Here is a 21325-nt window from a genome sequence, read left to right as displayed (position 1 = left end):
GGCACCACCGTCAGCAGCGGATCACCACCGCCCAGCAGCTCCGTCCAGCGCGGCAGCTCCGCCAGCCGCTCCTCGCCGCGCGCCTGCGCCTCCAGTTCACGCGCCCAGTGCCGGAACGACGTCGGCACCACCGCCGGCTCCGGCACCCGCCCCGCCGCCAGCGCCTGGTACGCCTCCGCCAGATCCGGCACCAGGACGCGCCAGGAGACGCCGTCCACCGCCAAGTGGTGCACGACGAGGAGGAGTTGGCCACTCGCGTCCGGTCCGGCGTCCAGCCATACCGCCTGGAGCATCACCCCGGCGTGGGGGTCCAGCCGCTTCACCGCCGCACGGGTCTGCTCATCGAGCGTGGCCTTCGGGTCGCCGGACACCTCGGCCCGGCGCACCCACTCCTCGACGGGAGCCGATCCCGGCTCCGGCACCACCAGCCGCGACGGCTCGCCCGGCTCCAGCCCGGCCCGCAGTACGTCATGGTGGTCCACCACCGCGCGCACCGCGGCCACCAACGTGCCGAAGTCCAGCCCGGCCGGCACCGGCACCGCGGCGGACTGGAACACCTCGCGCAGGTCGTCGGCGGCGACCCGGTCCACCAGTTCGCGCATGACGGGTGTCAGCGCCACCTCGCCCACGGCGGCGCCGTCGGAGCGCACGCCCTCGTCCAGCGGGACGGCCACGGCCGCCAGGCCCGCCGCCGTGCGCTGCTGGAACACCTCGCGGGTGGTGAGCACCAGGCCGGCACGCCGGGCGCTCGACACCAGCAGCATGGAGAGGATGGAGTCGCCGCCCAGTTCGAAGAAGCTGTCCTCGACCCCGACCTCCGCCAGGCCGAGCACCTCGGCGAACAGGGCGCACAGCGTCTGCTCGGCCGCCGTCTCGGGCGCACGTCCCCGCGTACGGGACTCCGCCTCGGGCGCGGGCAGGGCCTTGCGGTCGACTTTGCCGTTCACCGTCAGCGGCAGCGCGGCCAGCGGCACGACCACCGGGACCATGTACTCGGGCAGCCGCCCGCCCACGAACTCCCGGAGTCCCGCGATGTCGAGTTCCTCGGCCTCCGTGGGCACCACGTACGCGACCAGCCGCCGGTCACCGGGCCGGTCCTCGCGGACGGCGACGGTCACCTGCCGTACCTCCGGGCGCGAGGCGAGGACGGACTCGATCTCGCCCAGCTCCACCCGGAAGCCGCGGATCTTCACCTGCTCGTCCGCCCGGCCCGCGAACTCCAGCAGACCGTCGGCCGTCCACCGCGCCAGGTCACCCGAGCGGTACATGCGGGTGCCGTCGGCGAACGGGCACGCCACGAAGCGCTCCGCCGTCAGGTCAGGACGGTTGTTGTACCCACGCGCCAGGCCGGCGCCCGCCACGTACAACTCGCCGACGACGCCCGCCGGGACGGGACGCAGGAACTCGTCCAGCACGAACACCTGGGCGTTCCCGATCGGCGAGCCGATCACCGGGGCCGCGTCCTGCGACCCGATTCCCTCGGGCAGGAGCGTGGCCGTGGAGATGACGGTCGCCTCGGTCGGCCCGTACGTGTTCCACACCCGGGCCCGTGCCCGCCAGCGGGCGGCGAGGTCGGCGCTCAGCCGCTCCGCGCCCAGCACCCAGTTGCGTACGCCCGGCACATCGGCCGGGTCGAGCACACCCAGCAGCGACGGCACGACACTCGCGACCTGCACACCCGCGCTGCGGATCATCTCCACCAGCGCGCCCGGCTCCGTACGCTCCTCGCTCGACGCGATGGCCAGGGTGCCACCGCCGCCCAGCGTCACCGCCACGTCGAGGACCGCCGCGTCGAAGCTGAACGACGCGAACTGCAACGCCACCGTCCCCGGCTCCACGCCGAGCACCGGACGCATCACCTCGGCCAGGTTCGCCACCCCGCCGTGCTCGACGGCCACACCCTTCGGCCGGCCCGTCGAACCCGACGTATAGATCACGTAGGCGAGCTGATCGGGAGACACCTGCGTGTCCAACGGTTCAGCCGAAGCGCCGACCGGCCCGTCAACCAGCATCACATCGACGCCGGACGGAACCAGCTCCACGGTGGTCGACTCCGTCAACACCACCGACACACCACTGTCGGAGATCATGTACGCCAGCCGGTCCGCCGGATACTCCGGGTCCAGCGGCACATACGCGCCCCCGGCCTTCCACACCGCCAGCAACGCCACCACCATGTCCACCCCACGCGGCAGACACAGCCCCACCCGATCCACACCCACCAACCGCCGCGCCAGACCGTTCGACCGCGCGTCCAGCTCCCCATACGTCAACGCCCGCGCACCCGCACGCACCGCCACCACATCCGGCGTCCGCGCCACCCAGCCCCGGAACAGATCCAGCACCGTCCCCGCCGACACGGGCCGCCCGGTGTCGTTCCACTCCCCCAGGACCGCGTCCGCAGAGGTGCCGGTGATCCGGCCCACCGGTGCCGTCGGCCGGGCCACCGCGTCCTCGACGAAGGTGAGGAAGGAGCGCAGCGCGCCCTCGACCCACGCCTGGTCGAAGAGGGCGGAGTTGGCCTCGAAGGTGACCAGCATGTCGTCGTCGCCGGTGCCGCCGTCCACGACGACGCCGAAGTCCTCGACGCGTCGGCTGGGCACGTCCCGGACGACGCCTCGGGCGGCCCCGAAGCCGAGGTCGCCGCCGGAGGGGACGATGTTGACGTACGGGCCGAAGTGCCAGCGGTCGCCCTCCGGCCAGCCTAGTTCGCGGCGGAGGCGTTCCCCGCGGTACCGCTGGTGGGCGAGGAGGTCCCGTACCTCGTGTTCGGCGGACCGGGCGATGTCCAGGAGGCTCGATCCGGCGTCGAGGGGGAGGCGGAGGGGCAGGAGGTTGGCCATCGTGCGGGGCGTCCGGGTGGCGGGCTCGTCGGCCCGGCCGGTCACGGGGAGGCTGAGGACGATGTCTCTCGCGCCCGTGAGGGCGGCCGTGAACGCGCCGACCGCGGCGATCAGCAACCGGGAGGTGCGCAGTCCCGCCCGGTCCGCCGCCGTGCGCAGGGCGGTGACGACGGCGGGTGAGAGCCGGCCGGTCTCCCGCAGGACGCCGCCGTCGGCGGAGCTGACGGAGCGGTATCCGGGGACGGTGCCGAGTGCGGGGCGGTCCGCGAAATGCTCGTGCCAGTACTGCCGGTCCTCGGTGAAATCGGTGGAGTCGCGGTAAAGGGATTCCTGCTCGGTCATGTCGCGCAGGGTGGCGAAAGGGCTTTCCGGGAAATTTTCGCCGGCAGCGAGGGCGGAATATATGTCAGCGGTGCGCCGGGCGACAAGGGTGCAGGCGAAGCCGTCCATCAAAAGGTGGTTGTAGCACTGGAACCAGACGTGCCGGTCGGGGGCGTACCGGAAAAGGACGAAGGAGAAAAGGGTGTCGCCGGTCGCCTCCTTGACACGTTCGAGTTCGGCCCGGACGCGTTTCTCGGCGCTCGCGCGGGGGTCGGGGTCGCCCTGGAGGTCGACCAGGGGGAGGTGCCATTCGGGCGGGCCGGTGAAGGTCTGGGTCACCCCGTCGCCGTCCTCGTCGAACCGGACGCCGAGGACGGTGGCCTCGGCGACGGTCCGGCGCAGGGCGTCCTCGAACACGGCCACGTCGAGGGGGCCGGTGATCTCGATGCGCTGGCCGACGTTGTAGAGCGCGCGGGAACTGTCCATGCGCTGCGCCAGCCAGATGCCTTCCTGGCATTCGGACAAGGGCAGGGTGAAACCGGCCTGACCGTTCATCTTTCCCCTCTCAATGAGCAGCACGCCGATTCGCTGCCCGCAATACGTGTGCCGATCGTGTGCCGACGTTCGACGCCCGTTCTTGCCGTCATCGGGGCGCACCGCACCGCAAAGGGAAAGCGTGGTGGGAATGCTTGCGGTGTCAGTGTCGGTGGTCGAGTCGCGTGGACGGCAGCCGATGATTCAAGGTCGAATCCGCTCGTTCAGAACGATACCCATCGGGTGCGGTGAAGCCCACCGGCTGACGTCGGCGGTGTGCTCGGCCCCGGCCTTTCGCCCGTCTCTTCTCCGCGTGTCCAACCGGCCGTTCTGCACGCTTGGACGGTGCGGTGGGGGCCCGGGTCAGACGTGGGCGGTGTCGGCCCGGGGCCGCTTGGGGCGCGGGGCCGGCATGGGCGCGCGGAGCGGGAAGGCCGCTTCCACGATGAGGCCGCCGTCGGGCCGGGCCTGGGCGGTGAGTGTCGCGTCGTGGGCCGTGGTGATGGCCCGCACGATCGACAGGCCGAGGCCGTGGTGGCCGTCGCCGGTGGTGCGGTGCAGGCGGTTGAACGGTTCGAAGAGCCGGTCGACCTGGTCGGGCGGGACCTCGGGTCCGGTGTTGGAGACGGTGAGCACGGCGTGTTCGGCCGTGCTGTGGGTGGTGACCTCCACGTAACCGCCCGGGACGTTGTAGTAGGCGGCGTTCTCGACGAGGTTGACCACCAGCCGGTCCACGAGGGCCCCGTCGCCCGCCGTGGGCGCCGACCGGGTCTCGCCGTCGATCCGCACGCCCCGGCGCTCGGCCCGGGGGCGGAGGACGAGGAGCGCCTCCTCGGCGATCTCGGCGAGGTCCAGCGGTTCGGAACGGTCCACGCCGCGTTCGCTGTTGGCGAGGGTCAGCAGTGACTCCAGCAGGCTCCCCTGCTGCTTGCTGATCTTGAGCAGTCGTTCGAAGTTGGCTTTGAAGGAGTCCACGGTGGCGTCGCGGTCGATCAGCGACTCCTCCAGGAGCGCGCGTTCCAGGGTGAGGGGGGTGCGCAGTTCGTGGGCGGCGTTGGCGATGAAGCGTTTGTGGGACTCCAGGGCCCGTTCCAGCCGGCCGAGGAGGCCGTCGACGCTGTCGGCGAGCTGCTTCATCTCGTCGGCGGGTCCGTCGACGGCGAGCCGTTCGTGGACGTTGTGGGCGGAGATCTGGCGGATGGAGGCGGTCATCGTCCGCAGGGGGCGCAGGATGCGGCCGGCCACCAGCCAGCCCAGGGCCATGGAGATGACGGCCATGATCGCGAGGGCCACGCCGGACTGGACGAGCAGGTCGTGCATCTGGGCCTGGTGCTGGCGGGCGGCCTGGGAGCGCAGTTCCCGGGCCAGGTCGCCGAGCCCGTGGCGCATCCCGGGGTAGGGGCCGGGGCCGGGGCGTATCTCGACCTCGGGTTTCTGGTCGGGGCCGCCGGTGTGGACGGAGACGAACCGGCCCGCCGAGTTGTCGACGAGGAGGTAGGTGATGGTCAGGAGTACGGCCCCGGTGGCGAGGAAGAGGACGCCGAACAGCAGGGTCAGCCGGGCGCGGGCCCGCCGGGGGGTCACCCGGCGGGTCAGCCGGCGCACCGTCCTCGTGCCGCCGAGGCCGTGCGGGAGGAGCGGGCGCGTGGGCATCTCAGATCCGGTAGCCGCGGCGGGGGACGGTCCGCAGGATCGTGGGGTCGACGAGTTTGGACCGCAGGCGGTTGATGGTGGCCTTGACGGTGGTGGTGAGCGGGTCGGCGGCCTCGTCCCACACCTTCTGCAGCAGTTCGTCGGCGGGCACCACCCGGCCCTGGGCGGCCAGCAGGTACTCCAGGACGGCGAACTCCTTCGCGGTCAACGCCAGTTGCTGTCCGGCGTGGGTGGCGGTGCGCCGGGCCGGGTCGACCCGCAGGTCGCCGTGGACCAGGGCCGGTTCGTGGGTCGGCTGGGAGCGCCGGGCGAGGGCGCGAATCCGGGCGACCAGTTCGGCGTAGGCGAAGGGCTTGGGCAGGTAGTCGTCGGCGCCCAGGCCGAGGCCCTCGATGCGGTCGGCGATGGTGCCGGAGGCGGTCAGCATCAGGACGCGGGCGCGCACGGACCTGGCGCCCAGTTCGCCGCACACCTCGTCGCCGTGCACCTTGGGCAGGTCCCGGTCGAGGACGATGACGTCGTAGTCGACCTCGTCGGCGCGGGCGAGGGCCGCCGCACCGTCGTAGGCGACGTCGACGGCCATGCCTTCGCGGCGCAGGACGCGGGTCACCGAGTCCGCGAGTTCCACGTGGTCCTCGACCACCAGCAGCCTCATGTCTTCCCCCTCGTACGGCGCGTCCCGGGCGTCGGCCAGTCTGCGGCGGTCCGCCGGGCGGCGGTGCACAGCGTGCCGATCCTCCGGTCACAGGCCGGTTACAACGTGCGCTCGGCACCCAGCATGGCATCGACGGCGCCGGCCGGGCCACGGGGAAAGGCGACGGACAGGCGCAGTCCGCCCTCCTCGCCGGGGGCCGCGTCGATCTCGGCGTCGTGCGCGGTGGCGACGGCGGCGACGATGGACAGGCCCAGGCCGTGGCCGTCGGGTGTGCCGACGCGGGCCTCCAGCCGCTGGAAGGGCTGGAACAGCGACGGCACGCTGTCCGGGGGGATCTCGGGTCCGCTGTTGGCGACGACGAGTGTGGGCCGGCCCGCGCGGATGCCGGTGGACACCTTGATCCAGCCGCCGTCCGGGGTGTATCGCAGCGCGTTCTCCACCAGGTTGGTGACCAGGCGTTCGACGAGCCGGGCGTCGCCCTGGGTGTCGGCGGTGTCGAGGGACGTCTCGACGCGCAGGCCGTAGTGGGACGGGTCGGGGCAGCGTTCGTCGAGGACGCCCGCGGTGACCTCGGCGAGGTCGACCGGTCCCTTGCGGTCCAGGCCGCGCTGGCTGCTGGCGAGGGTGAGGAGCCCCTCGATCAGGCGTTCCTGGTTCTCGCCGGCCGCGACGACCCGTTCGCACAGGGCGCGCAGGGACTTGGCGTCGGCGTCCGGGTCGGACAGCTCGACCTCGATCATGGCGCGTTGCAGGGTGAGCGGGGTGCGCAGTTCGTGGGAGGCGTTGGCGACGAAGCGGCGCTGGGCGTCGAAGGCCGTCTCCAGCCGGGTCAGCAGCCCGTCGAAGGTGTCGCCGAGGCCCTTGAGTTCGTCGGCGGGGCCGGTGACCGCCAGCCGTTCGTGCAGATTGTGCTCGGAGATGCGGCGGGCCTTGTCGGCCATCTCGCTGACGGGGCGCAGGACGCGGCCGGCCATCACCCAGCCCAGGGCGACGGAGATGCCGGTCATGCCGCCCAGGGCGATGCCGGATTCGGTGAGCAGGGCGCGCAGTTCGGCCTCGTGCTGCCGGGAGACCAGGTGTTCGATGTCGGTGGTGGGGCGGCCGGGGGCGGGTGAGCCGGGGTCGCCGCCCAGTTCCTGCTTGGTGGTGACGCGGGTGTCCTTGGCGACGGGGCTGCGGGCCACCAGGAAGTAGGTGATGGCCAGCAGCGCCGCGCCGGAGAGCAGGAACAGCAGTCCGTAGAGCAGGGTCAGGCGGAGCCGGGCCGACCAGCGCAGGCGGGGGCGCCGGGTGGTGCTGGCGGTTTCAGATGCGGTATCCGGCATGAGGCACCGTTTCGATGACGGACGGCTCCCCCAGCTTGCGGCGGAGCCGGCTGACGGTGACCTTGACGGTGTTGGTGAAGGGGTCGGCGGCCTCGTCCCAGGCCCGTTCCAGGAGTTCCTCGGCGGAGACGACGGCGCCCCGGGCGGCGAGGAGCAGTTCCAGTACGGCCATTTCCTTGGGAGTGAGGTCGAGCCTGCGCCCGGCGCGGCGGGCGACGCCCTGCGCCGGGATCAGGGAGATGTCGCCGTGGGTGAGGACGGGCGGCACGGCGGGCTGGGTTCGTCTGGCGAGGGCCTGCACGCGGGCCCGCAGTTCCGCGAAGGCGAACGGCTTGGGCAGGTAGTCGTCGGCGCCCAGGCCGAGCCCGTCGACCCGGTCGGCGATGGAGGCGGCGGCGGTGAGCATCAGGACGCGCGCCTCGCCGCCGTTCCTCGTCAGCTCCCGGCACACCTCGTCGCCGTGGAGGCGGGGCAGGTCGCGGTCGAGGACGATGACGTCGTAGTCGCTCTTCCCGGCGCGGTCCAGCGCCTGTTCGCCGTCGAAGGCGAGGTCGACGTCCATGCCGTCCCGACGCAGACCCGTCGCCACGGTCTCGGCCAGTTCACGGTGGTCTTCCACGATCAGCACTCGCATGACCCTCACCCTGGCAGAGCGGCGATAACGCTGACGTAACAGATTTTGTTCCCTCAGTGTAACCACCGGCCCGGTGTCCGCGCCGGACGGTTGGACACGGCCGGCGGCGCACGGGGCCGGGCGGCGAAAATCCGAACTCACCCTTGTAGGCTGGGAGTTGAGGCCGCACCTCGGCCGGCGGTCCGCGTGCGCCCGGCAGCGCCTCCTCGGTCTCGGTGCTCTGCCGGCCGGGGCGCCGGCCGCCCGGAGATTTCGAGGCGGTCCCAACTTCGGTGAGATCGTGGGGGCATGGGCCCCCTCGTGCTACTTTCGCGCACGACCCTGGCGTCCGAGCACTCACGGGGGCGTGGATGGCGGACCGTGAACTCCACGGATACGGGCACCTGCTGGACTCCTACGTACCGGCGGCGACAGGGCTGAACGCCCGGGGCCGCGGGGTCCGGCCCGCCCACACCCGCGGGGCCCCGGTGCTGCGGATCTACGGGGGGCGCGGCACCGGGAAGACGGCGGTCTGCCGCAGGCTGCACGACACCCACGTCAACCGCGCCCATGTCGCCCTGTGGCCCATGACCGACCGGACCGCCCCGCCGGCCGGCCCGGGTGACGAGGCGGGACTCCTGGCGTCCCGTCCGCTGGCGGCGCTGGCCTGGCTGGTGCACGAACTGGACGCCGACGTACCGGTGTTCGGCCGTATCCCGTTCCCCCGCTTCACCTACGGACTGGTCGCCGCCACCGTCTGGCAGGACGCCGCGCCGGACGCCGGGGGGCCGACGGTGGCGGAACTGGCCGACTTCCGGGCCCGCCGGACGGCCCTGCTGGCCGCGCTCGCCGACGGCCCCGGCCGGGCGCCGGTGGTGCAGCGCTTCGGGGCGTTCGCCGAGGCGCTGCTGCCCCTGGTGAGCTGGCTCGCCCCGGCGCTGGCCCCGCTGGAGGACCTGCTGCGGCAGTTCGTCCGGCAGGCGTCCGGCGGCACCCGGCCGCACGCGGCCGCCCTGCGCTGGTGGGACGGCCAGGACCTGCGGGTCGCGGGCACCGGCATCGAGCGGGTCCTCCGCTACGCGCAGACCCTGCACCACCAGGTCCCGGCGGCCGCCCGCGGCAAACTGGAGGAACGGCTGGCCGCCGCGTTCCTCGCCGACATCGACGCCTACCACCGGCGGCCCCACCTGCTCAGCAGACCGCTCCCGCTGATCGTCCTGGACGACACCCACACCGGCACCGGCGAGCGCCTGTTCGACCTGCTGGTGACCGCGTACGCCACCGCCGCGGGGCCCGACAACGCTCGCGGCGGGGAGGTCCGCCGCCCCGTCCTGGTCACCACCGTGCTGGGCGCGGCGCCCCCGCCCGGGGCGGCCCGGGAGCGGACGCCGGTCGAGATGTCCCGGATCGGCGCGCTGGACTGGCGCAGCCCGGACAGCGAGGCCCCCGAGGAGTGGCAGGTGTGGGTCAGGGCCCCGGCGCTGCGGGCGGACGGCATCGCCCCCGCCCTCGGCGCCGACTGCCCGCGCGGTCTGCCGAACCTGATCGAGCAGATCAGCGCGGGCCGTGCCGGGCTGGCCCGGCCGCTGGTCGAGGCCGCCGGACGGGACCTGCTCGCCGGGGAGCACAGTCTGCTGCGCCGCAACCCTCCCGCCGCGCTGGGCCGCACGCTGCTCGCCCTGCCCCCGGCGGACCCGGCGGCGCGGGACCGGACCGTCGCCGACGTCCTGCTGCGCTACCTGGTGCCCGACCCGGAGCTGATCGGCCCGCTGCTGCGGCGGGCCGTGCCGGTGAGCGCGGACGACGTGCCGCACGCCCCGGGGGCGGATGCCGAGGCGGACCGGGTGTCGGCGTTCCTGCGCGCCGGGCACTGGGAGCGGTCCCCCTGGGCGTCCCGGGCGGGCGAGCCGGGTCCGGTCCCGCCGGTCGCCGACCGGGCGCTGCGGGAACTGCTGCTGCACAGGCTGCGCGCCGAGTGCTCCCCGGCGTCCGGGGCGCCGGACGCCCATCTCACCTGGACCCGGCTGCACTCCGCCGCGCTGGACGACGAGCGGGTGCCGGCGGCCGTCCGGCTGCACCACGCCCTGGCCCTGGGCCGGCGGGAGCGGGCCGTGTCCGGGCTGCACGCGCTCCTGCGGGTGCTGGACCGTCCGGCGTGGCTGGCCGCGGTGCAGACCGTCTGCGCCGCCCCGCATCCGCCGGACGGCTACCCGGTGCGGCGTCCGGAACCCCCCGAGCCGTGCCGGACCTGCCTCGACCTGCCGTCCGAGGGTGGCGGCGCGCACCGGGACATCGCCCGTCTGGTGACCCTGCTGTGGGACCAGTCGACGCTCTGCGCGCTCTACCCGGACGACCCGGACAGCCCCGACAACCGGCTGCGGCTGCTGCTCACCGGCTCCCACCTCGCCGACGACGAGGGGGTCACGGCGGAGGCCGCCCGCCGCTGGCCGGCGCTCCTCGCCCGGGGACACAGGGTGCCCGAGCTGCCCGTACCACCGACCGGAAGGGGAAACTGACGTGCCGGCACCCCAGTTCTGGCCCGCCTACGTGCTGATCGGCGGCTCGATCGCGCTCCTCGTCGTCCTGGCACTGGCCGTGTGGCTGGGCTGGCGGGCCGGTCTCGTCCCCGTGGTCCGCGGCGTCCTCGTCGCCGGCTGCCTGGTCCTGGCGGCCGGTGCGGTGGGCGTGATCGGCTGGGCGGCCGGGCTGCCCGACTACTGCCAGAGCGGGAACGAGCGGCTGGTCGAGGAGGACGGCCAGTGCGTCGGCATCAGCGACGGCGGCTATGTGTTCGACGAGCGGCTCGCCGCCGTGTCGCACCGGATCGAGCGGCTCAACGACCGTGTCACCGAGGGCGGCACCCCGTACGCCACGATCGCCCTGATGATCCCCATGACCCCGGACGAGGAGAGCGAGGCGGAGCGGGCGCAGCTCCTGCGCGAGGTGCAGGGGGCCTATCTCGCGCAGTACCAGGCCAACGTGGTCCGCGAGGAGGACGTGCCCGTCCGGCTGGTCCTCGCCAACCCGGGCCGGGACCTGGGCCACGGGCGGCGCGTGGCGGACTGGCTGGGCGAGATGGCCCGCTCGCCCGAGGACCGGCTGCGGGTGGTGTTCGGCTTCAATCTGAGCGTCCGGGCGAACGCCGACACCATCGGCTACCTCACCCGGGAGAAGCACATCCCCGTGGTGGGCGGGCCGATCACCGCCACCGGCCTCGCCAACGACGCGGACGGCCGCTACCCGGGGCTGGTGAAGGTGGTGCCGTCCAACCTGGACCAGGCCAACGCGCTGCGGTCCTACCTCGGCGAGGACGCCGCGAAGACCTTCCTCATCCAGGACCGCAGCAGCACCGACCTGTACTCCGAGTCGCTGCGCCAGGCGTTCGGCGCGGTGACCCGGGGCTCGGCCAGCGATCCGCAGGAGTACGACCCGACGCAGGTGACGAAGAACGACTTCGCCATGATGGTCAACAACCTCTGCGACTCCGAGGCCACCACCATCTACTTCGCCGGCCGGCCGCCCGCGCTGGCGCTGCTCATCAACGCGCTCGGCGAACGCGGATGCCGCCAGCGGCACTTCCGGGTGGTCACCGTCTCCGGGGCCTCCACGATCGCCTTGGAACCGGACCTCGACTGGGGCGCGCTCACCCGGGGCAAGGGCCTGACCGTGGAGTACGCCACCATCACCCACCCGGACGCCTGGGCCGCCCCGAAGAAGGCCGGCGACCCGCGGCCGCCCGCGACCGGCGGCTCCCCCGACGCCCTGGCCGCCCTCACCGATCTGCTGGAGGCCAATCCCCCGTCGAGGATCGGGCCCACCGACCTGTCCGACGGCCGCACCATCACCATGTACGACTCCGCGCTCACCGCCGTCACCGGCATCGTCAAGCGGGGCGCCCCCAAGGGCGAGGTGCCGACCCTCTCCGGCATCGAGGAGACCTGGCGGCGGCTGCGCGGCGCGCACAGCGTGAAGGGGGCGAGCGGCTGGATCTGCCTGGACAACAACGGCACTCCGTACGACAAGGCGGTGGCCATCGTCCGGCTGGTGCCCTCGGGCGGCGACAGCGCGGGCGGGCACCTCGACTTCCGGGGGATCGCCTGGCCGACCGGGAAGCCGCTGACCGCCAAGCGGTGCGCGGACATACGGGGCTGAACCCGCCCGCGCGTGCCGTCACGACTCGCCGCCCCGGCCCCGCCGCGCGTCCCGGGGCGGTGAGACGGTGGAGCACCGGTCGGGCCTGTCGGACGCGGGCCGGACGGGCCGGGACCGGACGGTGTCCGCCCCGACGGTGATCACATCGCGAGACGCCGTTGCGTCACGCCCCTGACCAGGCGTTTCCTCGCACGGTGGAGAGTGAACGAAGCGAACACCGCAGTACCGACGACGCCGGCGGCGACCGCTCCGCGCGGCGTGCCGTCACCGTCTTCCCCGTCCTGGTGCTCCTGGCTGGTGCCCTCGGCCTGCTGCTGCCGGGGAGTTTCACCGGGTGGAGCGAGGCGGTGCCGTATCTGCTGGGCGTGGTGATGTTCTGCATGGGCATCACCATGAGCCCGCGGGACTTCCGCGGCGTCGCCCAGCGGCCCTGGGCGGTGGCCCTCGGGCTGGTCGCGCACTACGTCATCATGCCGGGCCTCGGCTGGGCCGTCGCCCATCTGCTGGGGCTGCCCCCGCAGTTGGCCGCGGGTGTCATCCTGGTCGGCTGCGCGCCGAGCGGCACGGCGTCCAACGTGGTGACGTATCTGGCGCGCGGCGATGTCGCCCTGTCCGTGTCGGTCGCCACCGTCTCGACCCTGGTCGCCCCGCTGGTCACCCCGCCGCTGACCCTGCTGCTCGCCGGCGAGTACCTGCCCGTCGACGCCGGTTCGATGGTGACCGACATCCTCAAGACGGTGCTGCTCCCGGTCCTGGCGGGCCTGGTCGTCCGGCTGGCCGCGGGCCGGTACGTCACCCGGGCGCTGCCCGTCCTGCCGTGGCTGTCGGCCCTCACCGTCGCCGTCATCGTGACCGTGGTGGTGGCGGGCAGCGCCGGTGCCATCAAGTCGGCGGCCGGACTGGTCTTCGTCGCGGTGGTGCTGCACAACGGCCTGGGGCTGGCGCTGGGTTACGGTGCCGGGCGGCTCGGGCGGCTCGGCGAACCGGCCAGCCGGGCCATGGCCTTCGAGGTCGGCATGCAGAACTCCGGTCTCGCCGCGTCCCTCGCCACCGCCCACTTCAGCCCCCTCGCCGCCCTCCCGGCCGCGATCTTCTCCGTGTGGCACAACGTCTCCGGCGCCCTGGCCGCCGCCTGGCTCTCCCGCCGCCCCCGCTGACCCGGGGCCCTCGCTCGGGCGCCGGCCGCTCAGTCGGCGGCGAGCACCGTGCCCCCGGTGATCAGTCGCGCAACGCCTCGATCACGCTGGTGAGGTGGGCGCGGACGGCCTCCTCGGCCGCCCTCGGGTCCCTGGCCTCGATCGCCTCGATCATGGCCAGGTGCTCGTTCAGGGACTGCTGGGGCCGGCCCGGCCGCAGCGCCAACTGGAAGCGGTGCCGCACCAGTTGGGCGTTGAGCCGCTCCAGCAGCTCCACGGCCGTCCGCTGGCCGGAGAACTCCCGGATGCGCGTGTGCAGTTCGTGGTTCAGCTCCGAGTAGGTCAGCGGCTCGCCGCCGGCCACGGCCTTGCGCATCGCCGTGCCCAGCTCCTTCAGCTCGGCGAGCTGCCCGTCGTCGACGGCGACCGCCGCCTTCGCCGCGCACAGCCCTTCGAGCACCAGCCGGCACTCGGTGATGGCGACCGCTTCCTCCACGGTCACCACCCGGACCCGGGACCCGCGGTTGCGGATGCGCTCGACCAGCCCTTGTGCCTCCAGGTCGATCAGCGCGGCCCGGATGCTGGCCCGGGTCACGCCGAACTGCTCGGCCAGCTCGTTCTCCACCAGCCGCTGGGCCGGTGCCATCTCGCCGCGCAGGATCGCCTGCCGCAACTGCCCGAGGGCGAGCCGCTTGGCCTGCTCCCCGGTGCTCGGACGGGCTTGTTCCGGCATCGTGCCCTCCCTGGATGAGTGCCTGTCGAACCTAAATCTAGCCAGACAAGATTGTCAACAATTTTGTTCGCCCGATTGGGGCGGTTGCCTCACGTCCCGGCGGGCGCGGCCGTGGTGCCGCGGATCTCCAGCGCGGGCGCGGTGAGCTGGACACCACCCGCTCCCCCGGGCGCCGCCAGCCTGTCCAGCAGGCAGCGGGCGGCGCGGCGGCCGATCTCGTGGCCGGCGTGGTCGACGGTGGTGAGCCACAGGTGCCGCAGCCTGGCGATGCCGGTGTTGTCGTAGCCGACCACGGACAGGTCCCGGGGCACCCGCAGGCCGAGGCCGTCCGCCGCCGACAGGACGCCGACGCAGGCGATGTCGTTGACGGCGAAGACGGCGGTGGGCCGGTCGGGGCCGGCGAGCAGCCGCACGGCGGCGCGGTGGCCGCCCTCCTCGGTCATGTCGCTGGGCTCCACCACCGCCCGGCCGGCCAGGCCGTGCGCCGCCATCGCCGACTCGAAGCCGCGCCGGCGCAGGGCGCCCACCTCCCCGTATCCGGCGATGTGCGCGATGTGCCGGTGGCCGAGGCCGATGAGGTGCTCGGTGGCCAGTCGCGCCCCGCGCTCGTCGTCGCCCGCGATCACGTCCACGCCGGGCGGCACGGCCTCCCGGGCGCCGGCGACGACCACGGGGACGCGTGCGGCGACCGGGCCGAGGGCGGCCGGGTCGGGCAGGGTGCCGACCACCACCAGGCCGTCCACGCCGAGGTCGGTGAGGGGTCCGGCGGGGTCCTGGCCGGTGCGGCGGTTGAGGCGGGCGTCGGCCAGCAGCATGTAGAGGCCGTGGTGGTGCAGCAGGGAGTTCAGGCCGTCGAGGAGGTCCACGAACCAGGGGTTGCGCAGGTCGTTGAGGAGGACGCCGACCGTGCGGGTGCGCTGTTCGCTGAGGCTGCGGGCCGCCGCGTTGGGCCGGTAGCCCAGTTCCCGTACCGCCCTCAGCACGGCCTGGCGCTTGTCGGCGCCCACCCGGCCGGAGCCGCGCAGCACCAGCGACACCAGTGACTTGGAGACACCCGCCCGGTCGGCCACGTCGCGGATGGTCGGCTGTTTCATGGCTGGACCGTTCCACGGCCGTCTACGGCTGTCAAAGCCTTGACACCGTGCGCGGAGGGCCCCGAATGTGGCGCGTACAGGCTGTGGACCGGTCCAACGAAGGGCTCGCGTGGTTCTCATGGTGGATGCACTCGGTGTCGCCGTCGTCGGTTTCGGCTGGATGGGCCGGGCGCACACCCGGGCGTACGCCCGGGTCCGCCACCACTACCCGCTGCTGCCGCTGCGCCCGGAGCTGGTCGCGGTCGCCGAGGAGGTGCCGGGGCGGGCCGCGCAGGCCGCCGCGCAGTTCGGGTTCGCGTCGGTCACCCGGGACTGGCGGGAGATCGCCGCCGATCCCCGGGTCGGGGCGGTCAGTGTCACCGCGCCGAACTTCCTGCACCGCGAGATCGGCGTCGCGATGGCCGAGGCGGGCAAGCACCTCTGGATCGAGAAGCCGGTCGGCCTCACCGCCGGCGACGCCCGCGCGGTGGCCGACGCGGTCGCCGCCTCCGGCGTGCGGAGCGCGGTCGGCTTCAACTACCGCAACGCGCCCGCCGTGGAGGCCGCCCGCGACCTGATCGCCTCCGGTGCGATCGGCACCGTCACGCACGCTCGCATCCGGCTGTTCAGCGACTACGCCGCCCACCCGGAGGCGGCGCTGACCTGGCGTTTCGAGCGGAAGCGGGGCGGCAGCGGGGTGCTGGGAGACCTGGCCTCGCACGGCGCGGACCTCGCCTGGTTCCTGCTCGGCGACATCGCCTCGCTCACCGCGGACACGGCGGTCTTCGTGCCCGAGCGGGCCCGCCCGGCCGCCGCCACCGCCGGCCACTCCCGGGCACCGGGCGGCCCACCGGGCCCGGTGCAGAACGAGGACTACGTCTCCTGCCTGCTGCGGTTCGCCTCCGGCGCCCGCGGCGTGCTGGAGGCGTGCCGGGTCTCGGTCGGCGAGCAGAACACCTACGGCTTCGAGGTGCACGGCACGCGCGGCGCGGTGTTCTGGGACTTCCGCCGCATGAACGAGCTGGGCGTCAGCCGCGGCACCGCCTACCAGGACCAGCCGGTGAGCCGGGTGTACGCCGGCCCCGGCCACGGCGAGTTCGGCGCCTTCCAGCCGGGCGCCGCCAACGCCATGGGCTACGACGACCTGAAGGTGATCGAGGCGTACCGCTTCCTGCGGTCCGTCGCCGAGGGCACCGCGCACGGCACCACGCTCACCGACGCGGTGCGCACCGCGGCCGTGCTGGACGCGATGGTCCGCTCGGCGCGCGACGGCACCTGGGTGAGCGTCGATCCGGTCGCGTGACCTCCCCGCCCGCAAGGACCCGTAAGGAGCACCGCATGCGTATCGGCATCCTCGGTCTCGGCCGGATCGGCGTCTTCCACGCCGAGACCCTCGCGGGGCTCGGCGCGGTCGAGTCCCTCGTCGTGTCCGACCCGGCGGCGGGGGCCGCGCGGGCCGCCGCCGAACGGTTCGGGGCCCGCCTCGCCGACTCCCCCGAGGCGGTGCTGGCCGCCGGGGTGGACGGGCTGGTGATCGCGGCGGCCACGGACGCGCACCCGGCGCTGATCCGGGCCGGGGTCGAGGCGGGGGTGCCGGTGTTCTGCGAGAAGCCGGTCGCCCGGACCATGGCCGGGGGCACGGCGGTCCGCGAGGCGGTCGCGGGGCGGGACGTGCCGGTGCAGATCGGCTTCAACCGGCGCTTCGACGCCGGGTTCACGGCGGCCCGGCAGGCGGTGCGCCGCGGCGAGCTGGGCCCGCTGCACACCGTACGGTCGACCACGCTCGACCCGGCGCCGCCGCCGGCCGCCTACGTCGCCGCCTCCGGGGGGATCTTCCGGGACTGCTCGGTGCACGACTTCGACATGATCCGCTGGGTGACGGGCCGCGAGGTGCGGGAGGCGTACGCCGTCGGCGGCAACCGGGGTGCCGCGTACATCCGCGAGGCCGGGGACGCCGACACCACCGGCGCGGTCCTCACCCTGGACGACGGCACGATCGCGATGGTGTCCAACAGCCGGCACAACGGGCGCGGGCACGACGTGCGGATGGAGCTGCACGGGTTCGCCGACTCCCTCGCGGTGGGCCTGGAGGACCGGCTGCCGCTGCGCTCGGCCGAGCCCGGCGCGAGCTTCCCCTCCGGTGTCCCGCACGACTTCTTCATGGACCGTTTCGCGGCCGCCTACCGGGCCGAACTCATCGCGTTCACCGAGGTGGTCGCCGGGGCCCGGCCCTCGCCCTGCACGATCGAGGACGCGCTGGAGGCGGGCTGGATCGCGGAGGCGTGCGCGCTGTCCCTGCGGGAGCGCCGGCCGGTGACGGTGGAGGAGGTGCGGCGGGCCTGACCCGGCCCGCCGCCCGCCGCCGGGTCAGGCCCCGCAGGAGCGCAGGAACCGGCGGGTGCGTACCGCGATGGGCAGCGGCCGGTCCGGTTCGCAGGGGTACATGTCCTGCTCGACGATGGCGAACAGGTCCACGCCGAGCCGCTGGGCGGCCGCCAGCACCGGTTCCAGCGCGGGCACCCCGCCCGGCGGTTCGCACATCACCCCGCGCCGGACGGCCGGGCCGAACGGCAGTCGCCGCTCGCGCACTTCGGCCAGGACGTCGGGGTCGACCTGCTTGAGGTGCAGGTAGCCGATGCGTTCGCCGTAGGTCTCGATGAGCCGGACGCTGTCGCCGCCGCAGTAGGCGTAGTGCCCGGTGTCCAGGCAGAGGTTCACGAGACCGGCGTCGGTGGCGTCGAGGAAGCGTTCGACGTGTTCCTCGGTGTCGAGGTGGGTGTCGGCGTGCGGGTGGACGACGATGTCGAGGCCGTACGTCTCCCGCACCTCGCGGCCGAGGCGCTCCATGCCCTCGGTGAGGTGGGTCCACTGCTCGCGGGTCAGCTCCGGGGGTTCCAGGATCTCGGCGGTCTTGTCGTCGCGCCAGAAGGAGGGGATGACGACGAGGTGCCGGGCGCCCATGGCCTGGGTGAGGGCGGCGACCCGGCCGACCTGTTCGCGGGTGGCGTCCCATTCGGCGGGGCCGCGGTGCAGTCCGCAGAAGATGGTGCCCGCGGAGACCTTCAGGCCGCGCCGGTCCACCTCGTCGGCGAGGCGGGCCGGGTCGGTGGGCAGATAGCCGTAGGGGCCCAGTTCGATCCAGGAGTAGCCGGCCTCGGAGACCTCGTCCAGGAAGCGCTGCCAGGGCACTTGGCGGGGGTCGTCGGGGAACCAGACGCCCCAGGAGTCGGGGGCGGAGCCGACCCGGATGCGGTCGAGCGCGGCGGCCATGTCAGGTGTTCCCTTCCCTCGGGGAGGTCACGGGGGTCCGCGGGTCCCGCTGGTCGGGGAGCGTCCCCGCGCCGACCGCGCCGGCCCGCGCCAGTTCGTGCCGGAGAGCGGCGAGTTCGGTGCCGCCCGCCATGTGGTGGGTGAGGTCCTCCAGGGTGGTCTCGCCGCGGTCGGCGGAGAGTTCGAGCGTGCCCAGGCGCAGCACGCTGAAGTGGTCGCCGACCAGGTAGGCGTGGTGCGGGTTGTGGGTGATGAAGACGACGCCGAGGCCGCGTTCGCGGGCGGCGGCGACGTACCTGAGGACCACCCCGGACTGTTTGACGCCGAGGGCGGCGGTCGGCTCGTCGAGGATGAGGACGCGGGCGCCGAAGTGCACGGCGCGGGCGATGGCGACGCACTGGCGCTGGCCGCCGGAGAGAGTGCCGACGGGCTGTTCCAGGTCGTCCAAGACGATGCCCATGGCGCGCAGTTCCTCGTCGGCGGTCCGTTTCATCCGGGCGATGTCGAGGCGGCGTACGGGCCAGGGTCCCTTGGTGAGTTCGGAGCCGAGGAAGAAGTTCCGCCACACCGGCATCAGCGGGACGACGGCCAGGTCCTGGTAGACGGCGGCGATACCGCGGTCCAGGGCCTCGCGCGGGGTGGTGAAGCGGACCGGTTCGCCGTCGACGAGGAACTCGCCCTCGGTGTGCTGGTGCAGCCCGGAGATGATCTTGATGAGGGTGGATTTGCCGGCGCCGTTGTCGCCGAGCACGCAGGTCACCCGGCCCGGGTGGACGGCGAGGTCGACGCCGTGCAGGGCGCGGATGGTGCCGTAGGACTTTCCGGCGCCGCGCAGTTCGGCCAAGGGGGAGTCGGTCATGGGCTCACCTCCGGGTCGCCGTGCGGCGGACCCACAGATTGACGAGGACGGCGCCGATCAGCATCACGCCGAGGAAGGTCTTGAACCAGTCGGGGTTCCAGCCCGCGTAGACGATGCCCTGGTTGACCATGCCGAACATGAAGGCGCCGAAGACCGGGCCGATCGCGGAGCCGTAGCCGCCGGTCAGCAGGCAGCCGCCGATGACGGCGGCGGCGATGTAGATCAGCTCCTGGCCGACGCCCTCGCCGGACTGCACGGTGTTGAAGGAGAACAACTGGTGCATGCCGACGAACCAGGCACCGAACCCGACCAGCATGAACAGCGAGATCTTGGTGAAGGTGACGGGCACGCCGACCGCGCGGGCGCTGTGCCGGTCGCCGCCGACGGCGAAGACCCAGTTGCCGTACTTGGTGCGCAGCAGCACCCAGGTGGCCAGGGCGGCGAAGACCAGCCACCACACCACCGTGATCTTCACCTGGACGCCGCCGACGTCGAAGGAGGACGCGAAGAGGGCCTTCGCCTGGCCGAAGCCCTCCATGTCGCTGATGTCGTCGGTGGCGACGTTGCCGGTGACGAGTTTGGTGACGGCGAGGTTGGCGCCCTGGAGGATCAGGAAGGTGCCGAGGGTGACCAGGAAGCTCGGCAGTCCGGTTCTCACCAGCATCCAGCCGTTGAACGCGCCGACGGCCAGGGAGACCAGGAGGGCGACGACCACGCCCGTCCAGACGTTCAGGGTGAGCTGGTAGCCGAGCATGCCGGCGGTGAGCGCCGAGGAGACCACGGCGACCCCGGAGGACAGGTCGAACTCGCCGCCGATCATCAGCAGCGCCACCGGCAGCGCCATGATCCCGATGGTGGAGGACTGGTAGAGCACCGTCGCCATGGAGCTGCCCTGGCGGACCGAGGGAGCGGCGATCAGGAAGAAGACGAACACGGCGAGCGCGCCGAGGAACACCCCGACCTCGGGCCGGGCCAGCAGCCTGAGCGCCAGGGGGCGTTCCCGGGTCCGCCCGCCGGCCGGTCCCGGTCCGGGCGCCGGCGGCAGGGTGACCGCGGGTCCGGCGGCGCTCATCACCGGGTGCCCTTCGCGGCGAACCCGGCGACCCGCTCGACGTTGGCCTTGTCCACGAACGCCGGGCCGGTCAGCACCGGCTGCTCGCCGCCGCCGCTGTAGTTGCCGTTGTTCTCGTAGAGCCACAGGCCGTCGACGGCCAAGTAGCCCTGGAGGTAGGGCTGCTGGTCGACGGCGAACTCGATGTCGCCCTTGCGGACGGCGCCGGTCAGTTCCTTGTTGAGGTCGAAGGTGGCGACCTTCGCCTTGCCGCCGGTCTCGTCCACCGACTGCACCGCGGCCATCGCGAAGGGCGCGCCGAGGGTGACGACGTGGTCGATGCCGGTGTCCTGCTTGAGCTTGGCGGTGACGGTGGACTGCACGGACGGCATGTCGGTGCCGTTGACGTAGAGGTTCTCGATCGTGCCGTCGAAGGTCTTCTTCACTCCGTCGCAGCGCTGGGTGAGGCCGACGTTGCCCTGTTCGTGGATGACGCAGACGGCCTTCTCGGCGCCGACCTCGTTGAGCTTCCTGCCGAACGCCTCGCCCGCCACGCCCTCGTCCTGCCCGAAGAACTCCAGCAGCCCCATCTTCTTCCAGTCGCTCAGGCCGGAGTTGAGGCCGACCACGGGTATGCCGGCCTGCCGGGCCTTGGCGACGACGCCGCGCAGGGCGTCGGGCTTGGCGAGGGTGACCGCGATGCCGTCGACCTTCTGGTCGATGGCGTTCTGCACCAGGTTGGCCTGGTTGCCGGCGTTGGGGTCGTTGGAGTAGACGAGCTTGACGTTGTCCTTGGCGGCGGCCGTCTCGGCGCCCTTGCGGACGATGTCCCAGAAGGTGTCGCCGGGGGCCTGATGGGTGACCAGGGCGATCGTCATGCGGGGCGTGGCCGCCTTGCCGGCGGAGGCGCCGTCGGCCCCCTCCTCGTCGGCCTTCTTGCCCCCGGAGTCGCTGGAGCAGCTCGTGAGCGCGAGGGCCGCCGCCGCGGCCAGGGCGAGTGCGGGGAGTCCGTGGAAGCGGGCGTGCGAAGAGCGGTCCATCGTTGCTGCACCTCACTGTGCGACGGGGAGCCGTGTGCCGGCGGAAGACGGCCTTGCGCTGGGACCG

Annotated in this window: 16 protein-coding genes; 5 read left to right on the top strand and 11 right to left on the bottom strand. The window is 73.2% G+C overall.

Going from position 1 to position 21325, the window contains the following annotated elements; genetic code table 11:
- The 5 genes from ACFY32_RS31645 to ACFY32_RS31625 form a co-directional block, all read right to left on the bottom strand.
- Window positions 1-3719: amino acid adenylation domain-containing protein (locus ACFY32_RS31645; RefSeq protein WP_390676113.1), on the bottom strand; the 3719-nt coding region annotated here is incomplete at its 3' end.
- A 342-nt stretch (window positions 3720-4061) separates the two neighbouring features.
- Complete coding sequence (locus ACFY32_RS31640; protein WP_359204114.1) at window positions 4062-5351, bottom strand: HAMP domain-containing sensor histidine kinase; 1290 nt, start codon at window positions 5349-5351, stop codon at window positions 4062-4064.
- 1 nt (window position 5352) lies between these two features.
- Window positions 5353-6006, bottom strand: a complete 654-nt coding sequence (locus ACFY32_RS31635; protein ID WP_359204182.1) for a response regulator transcription factor — start codon at window positions 6004-6006, stop codon at window positions 5353-5355.
- A 98-nt stretch (window positions 6007-6104) separates the two neighbouring features.
- Window positions 6105-7331: a sensor histidine kinase gene (locus ACFY32_RS31630; RefSeq protein ID WP_390676112.1), complete on the bottom strand. Its 1227-nt coding sequence runs from the start codon at window positions 7329-7331 to the stop codon at window positions 6105-6107.
- Window positions 7312-7965 carry a response regulator transcription factor gene (locus tag ACFY32_RS31625; RefSeq protein ID WP_359204120.1) on the bottom strand — a complete coding sequence of 218 codons (654 nt, stop codon included), beginning with the start codon at window positions 7963-7965 and terminating at the stop codon, window positions 7312-7314. The genes ACFY32_RS31630 and ACFY32_RS31625 overlap by 20 nt, the downstream gene beginning before the upstream one ends.
- Window positions 7966-8315: 350 nt before the next feature.
- Between ACFY32_RS31625 and ACFY32_RS31620 the strand changes: the two genes are divergently transcribed.
- The 3 genes from ACFY32_RS31620 (at window position 8316) to ACFY32_RS31610 (ending at window position 13253) form a co-directional block, all read left to right on the top strand.
- Complete coding sequence (locus ACFY32_RS31620; RefSeq protein WP_390676111.1) at window positions 8316-10460, top strand: hypothetical protein; 2145 nt, start codon at window positions 8316-8318, stop codon at window positions 10458-10460.
- A gap of 1 nt (window position 10461) precedes the next feature.
- Entirely contained in the window at window positions 10462-12096 is a 1635-nt protein-coding gene (locus tag ACFY32_RS31615) for an ABC transporter substrate-binding protein (RefSeq protein ID WP_390676110.1), read from the top strand.
- A 194-nt stretch (window positions 12097-12290) separates the two neighbouring features.
- A complete protein-coding gene (locus ACFY32_RS31610) occupies window positions 12291-13253 on the top strand; it encodes a bile acid:sodium symporter family protein (RefSeq protein ID WP_359204129.1) in 963 nt (320 codons plus the stop codon).
- Between the two features lie 61 nt (window positions 13254-13314).
- Here ACFY32_RS31610 and ACFY32_RS31605 read toward each other — a convergent pair whose 3' ends face one another.
- Window positions 13315-13965 carry a GntR family transcriptional regulator gene (locus ACFY32_RS31605; RefSeq protein ID WP_359204132.1) on the bottom strand — a complete coding sequence of 217 codons (651 nt, stop codon included), beginning with the start codon at window positions 13963-13965 and terminating at the stop codon, window positions 13315-13317.
- A gap of 89 nt (window positions 13966-14054) precedes the next feature.
- Window positions 14055-15059, bottom strand: coding sequence for a LacI family DNA-binding transcriptional regulator (locus ACFY32_RS31600; protein WP_359204135.1), 1005 nt, complete (start codon window positions 15057-15059; stop codon window positions 14055-14057).
- Between the two features lie 118 nt (window positions 15060-15177).
- On the opposite strand from ACFY32_RS31600, the gene ACFY32_RS31595 reads away from it, so the two are divergent.
- Both ACFY32_RS31595 and ACFY32_RS31590 read left to right on the top strand, forming a co-directional pair.
- The gene (locus tag ACFY32_RS31595) at window positions 15178-16341 is read left to right on the top strand and encodes a Gfo/Idh/MocA family protein (RefSeq protein ID WP_390676109.1); all 1164 of its coding nucleotides are present in this window, start codon (window positions 15178-15180) and stop codon (window positions 16339-16341) included.
- A 35-nt stretch (window positions 16342-16376) separates the two neighbouring features.
- A complete protein-coding gene (locus ACFY32_RS31590; RefSeq protein ID WP_359204140.1) occupies window positions 16377-17381 on the top strand; it encodes a Gfo/Idh/MocA family oxidoreductase in 1005 nt (334 codons plus the stop codon).
- A gap of 24 nt (window positions 17382-17405) precedes the next feature.
- Here ACFY32_RS31590 and ACFY32_RS31585 read toward each other — a convergent pair whose 3' ends face one another.
- Genes ACFY32_RS31585 through ACFY32_RS31570 form a run of 4 tightly spaced genes read right to left on the bottom strand, consistent with a single transcriptional unit; the run spans window position 17406 to window position 21258 of the window.
- A complete protein-coding gene (locus tag ACFY32_RS31585; RefSeq protein WP_359204143.1) occupies window positions 17406-18308 on the bottom strand; it encodes a sugar phosphate isomerase/epimerase in 903 nt (300 codons plus the stop codon).
- Between the two features lies 1 nt (window position 18309).
- On the bottom strand, window positions 18310-19167 hold the full coding sequence (locus ACFY32_RS31580) for an ATP-binding cassette domain-containing protein (RefSeq protein WP_390676108.1): 858 nt from the start codon (window positions 19165-19167) through the stop codon (window positions 18310-18312).
- Between the two features lie 4 nt (window positions 19168-19171).
- Window positions 19172-20239, bottom strand: coding sequence for an ABC transporter permease (locus ACFY32_RS31575; protein ID WP_359204149.1), 1068 nt, complete (start codon window positions 20237-20239; stop codon window positions 19172-19174).
- Window positions 20239-21258, bottom strand: coding sequence for a sugar ABC transporter substrate-binding protein (locus tag ACFY32_RS31570; protein ID WP_359204152.1), 1020 nt, complete (start codon window positions 21256-21258; stop codon window positions 20239-20241). Before ACFY32_RS31570 ends, ACFY32_RS31575 begins: the two co-directional genes overlap by 1 nt.
- Window positions 21259-21325 lie beyond the last annotated feature (67 nt).

The organism is Streptomyces sp. NPDC000134 (genome assembly GCF_042899225.1).
Taxonomy (GTDB): domain Bacteria; phylum Actinomycetota; class Actinomycetes; order Streptomycetales; family Streptomycetaceae; genus Streptomyces.
This window is presented reverse-complemented; position numbering and strand designations above follow the sequence as displayed.

Coding starts and splice junctions, on each gene's coding strand:
- ACFY32_RS31640 (WP_359204114.1), bottom strand. CDS start 5,351: ATGCCCACGCGCCCGCTCCTCCCGCACGGCCTCGGCGGCACGAGGACG.
- ACFY32_RS31635 (WP_359204182.1), bottom strand. CDS start 6,006: ATGAGGCTGCTGGTGGTCGAGGACCACGTGGAACTCGCGGACTCGGTG.
- ACFY32_RS31630 (WP_390676112.1), bottom strand. CDS start 7,331: ATGCCGGATACCGCATCTGAAACCGCCAGCACCACCCGGCGCCCCCGC.
- ACFY32_RS31625 (WP_359204120.1), bottom strand. CDS start 7,965: ATGCGAGTGCTGATCGTGGAAGACCACCGTGAACTGGCCGAGACCGTG.
- ACFY32_RS31620 (WP_390676111.1), top strand. CDS start 8,316: ATGGCGGACCGTGAACTCCACGGATACGGGCACCTGCTGGACTCCTAC.
- ACFY32_RS31605 (WP_359204132.1), bottom strand. CDS start 13,965: ATGCCGGAACAAGCCCGTCCGAGCACCGGGGAGCAGGCCAAGCGGCTC.
- ACFY32_RS31600 (WP_359204135.1), bottom strand. CDS start 15,059: ATGAAACAGCCGACCATCCGCGACGTGGCCGACCGGGCGGGTGTCTCC.
- ACFY32_RS31595 (WP_390676109.1), top strand. CDS start 15,178: ATGGTGGATGCACTCGGTGTCGCCGTCGTCGGTTTCGGCTGGATGGGC.
- ACFY32_RS31590 (WP_359204140.1), top strand. CDS start 16,377: ATGCGTATCGGCATCCTCGGTCTCGGCCGGATCGGCGTCTTCCACGCC.
- ACFY32_RS31585 (WP_359204143.1), bottom strand. CDS start 18,308: ATGGCCGCCGCGCTCGACCGCATCCGGGTCGGCTCCGCCCCCGACTCC.
- ACFY32_RS31580 (WP_390676108.1), bottom strand. CDS start 19,167: ATGACCGACTCCCCCTTGGCCGAACTGCGCGGCGCCGGAAAGTCCTAC.
- ACFY32_RS31575 (WP_359204149.1), bottom strand. CDS start 20,239: ATGAGCGCCGCCGGACCCGCGGTCACCCTGCCGCCGGCGCCCGGACCG.
- ACFY32_RS31570 (WP_359204152.1), bottom strand. CDS start 21,258: ATGGACCGCTCTTCGCACGCCCGCTTCCACGGACTCCCCGCACTCGCC.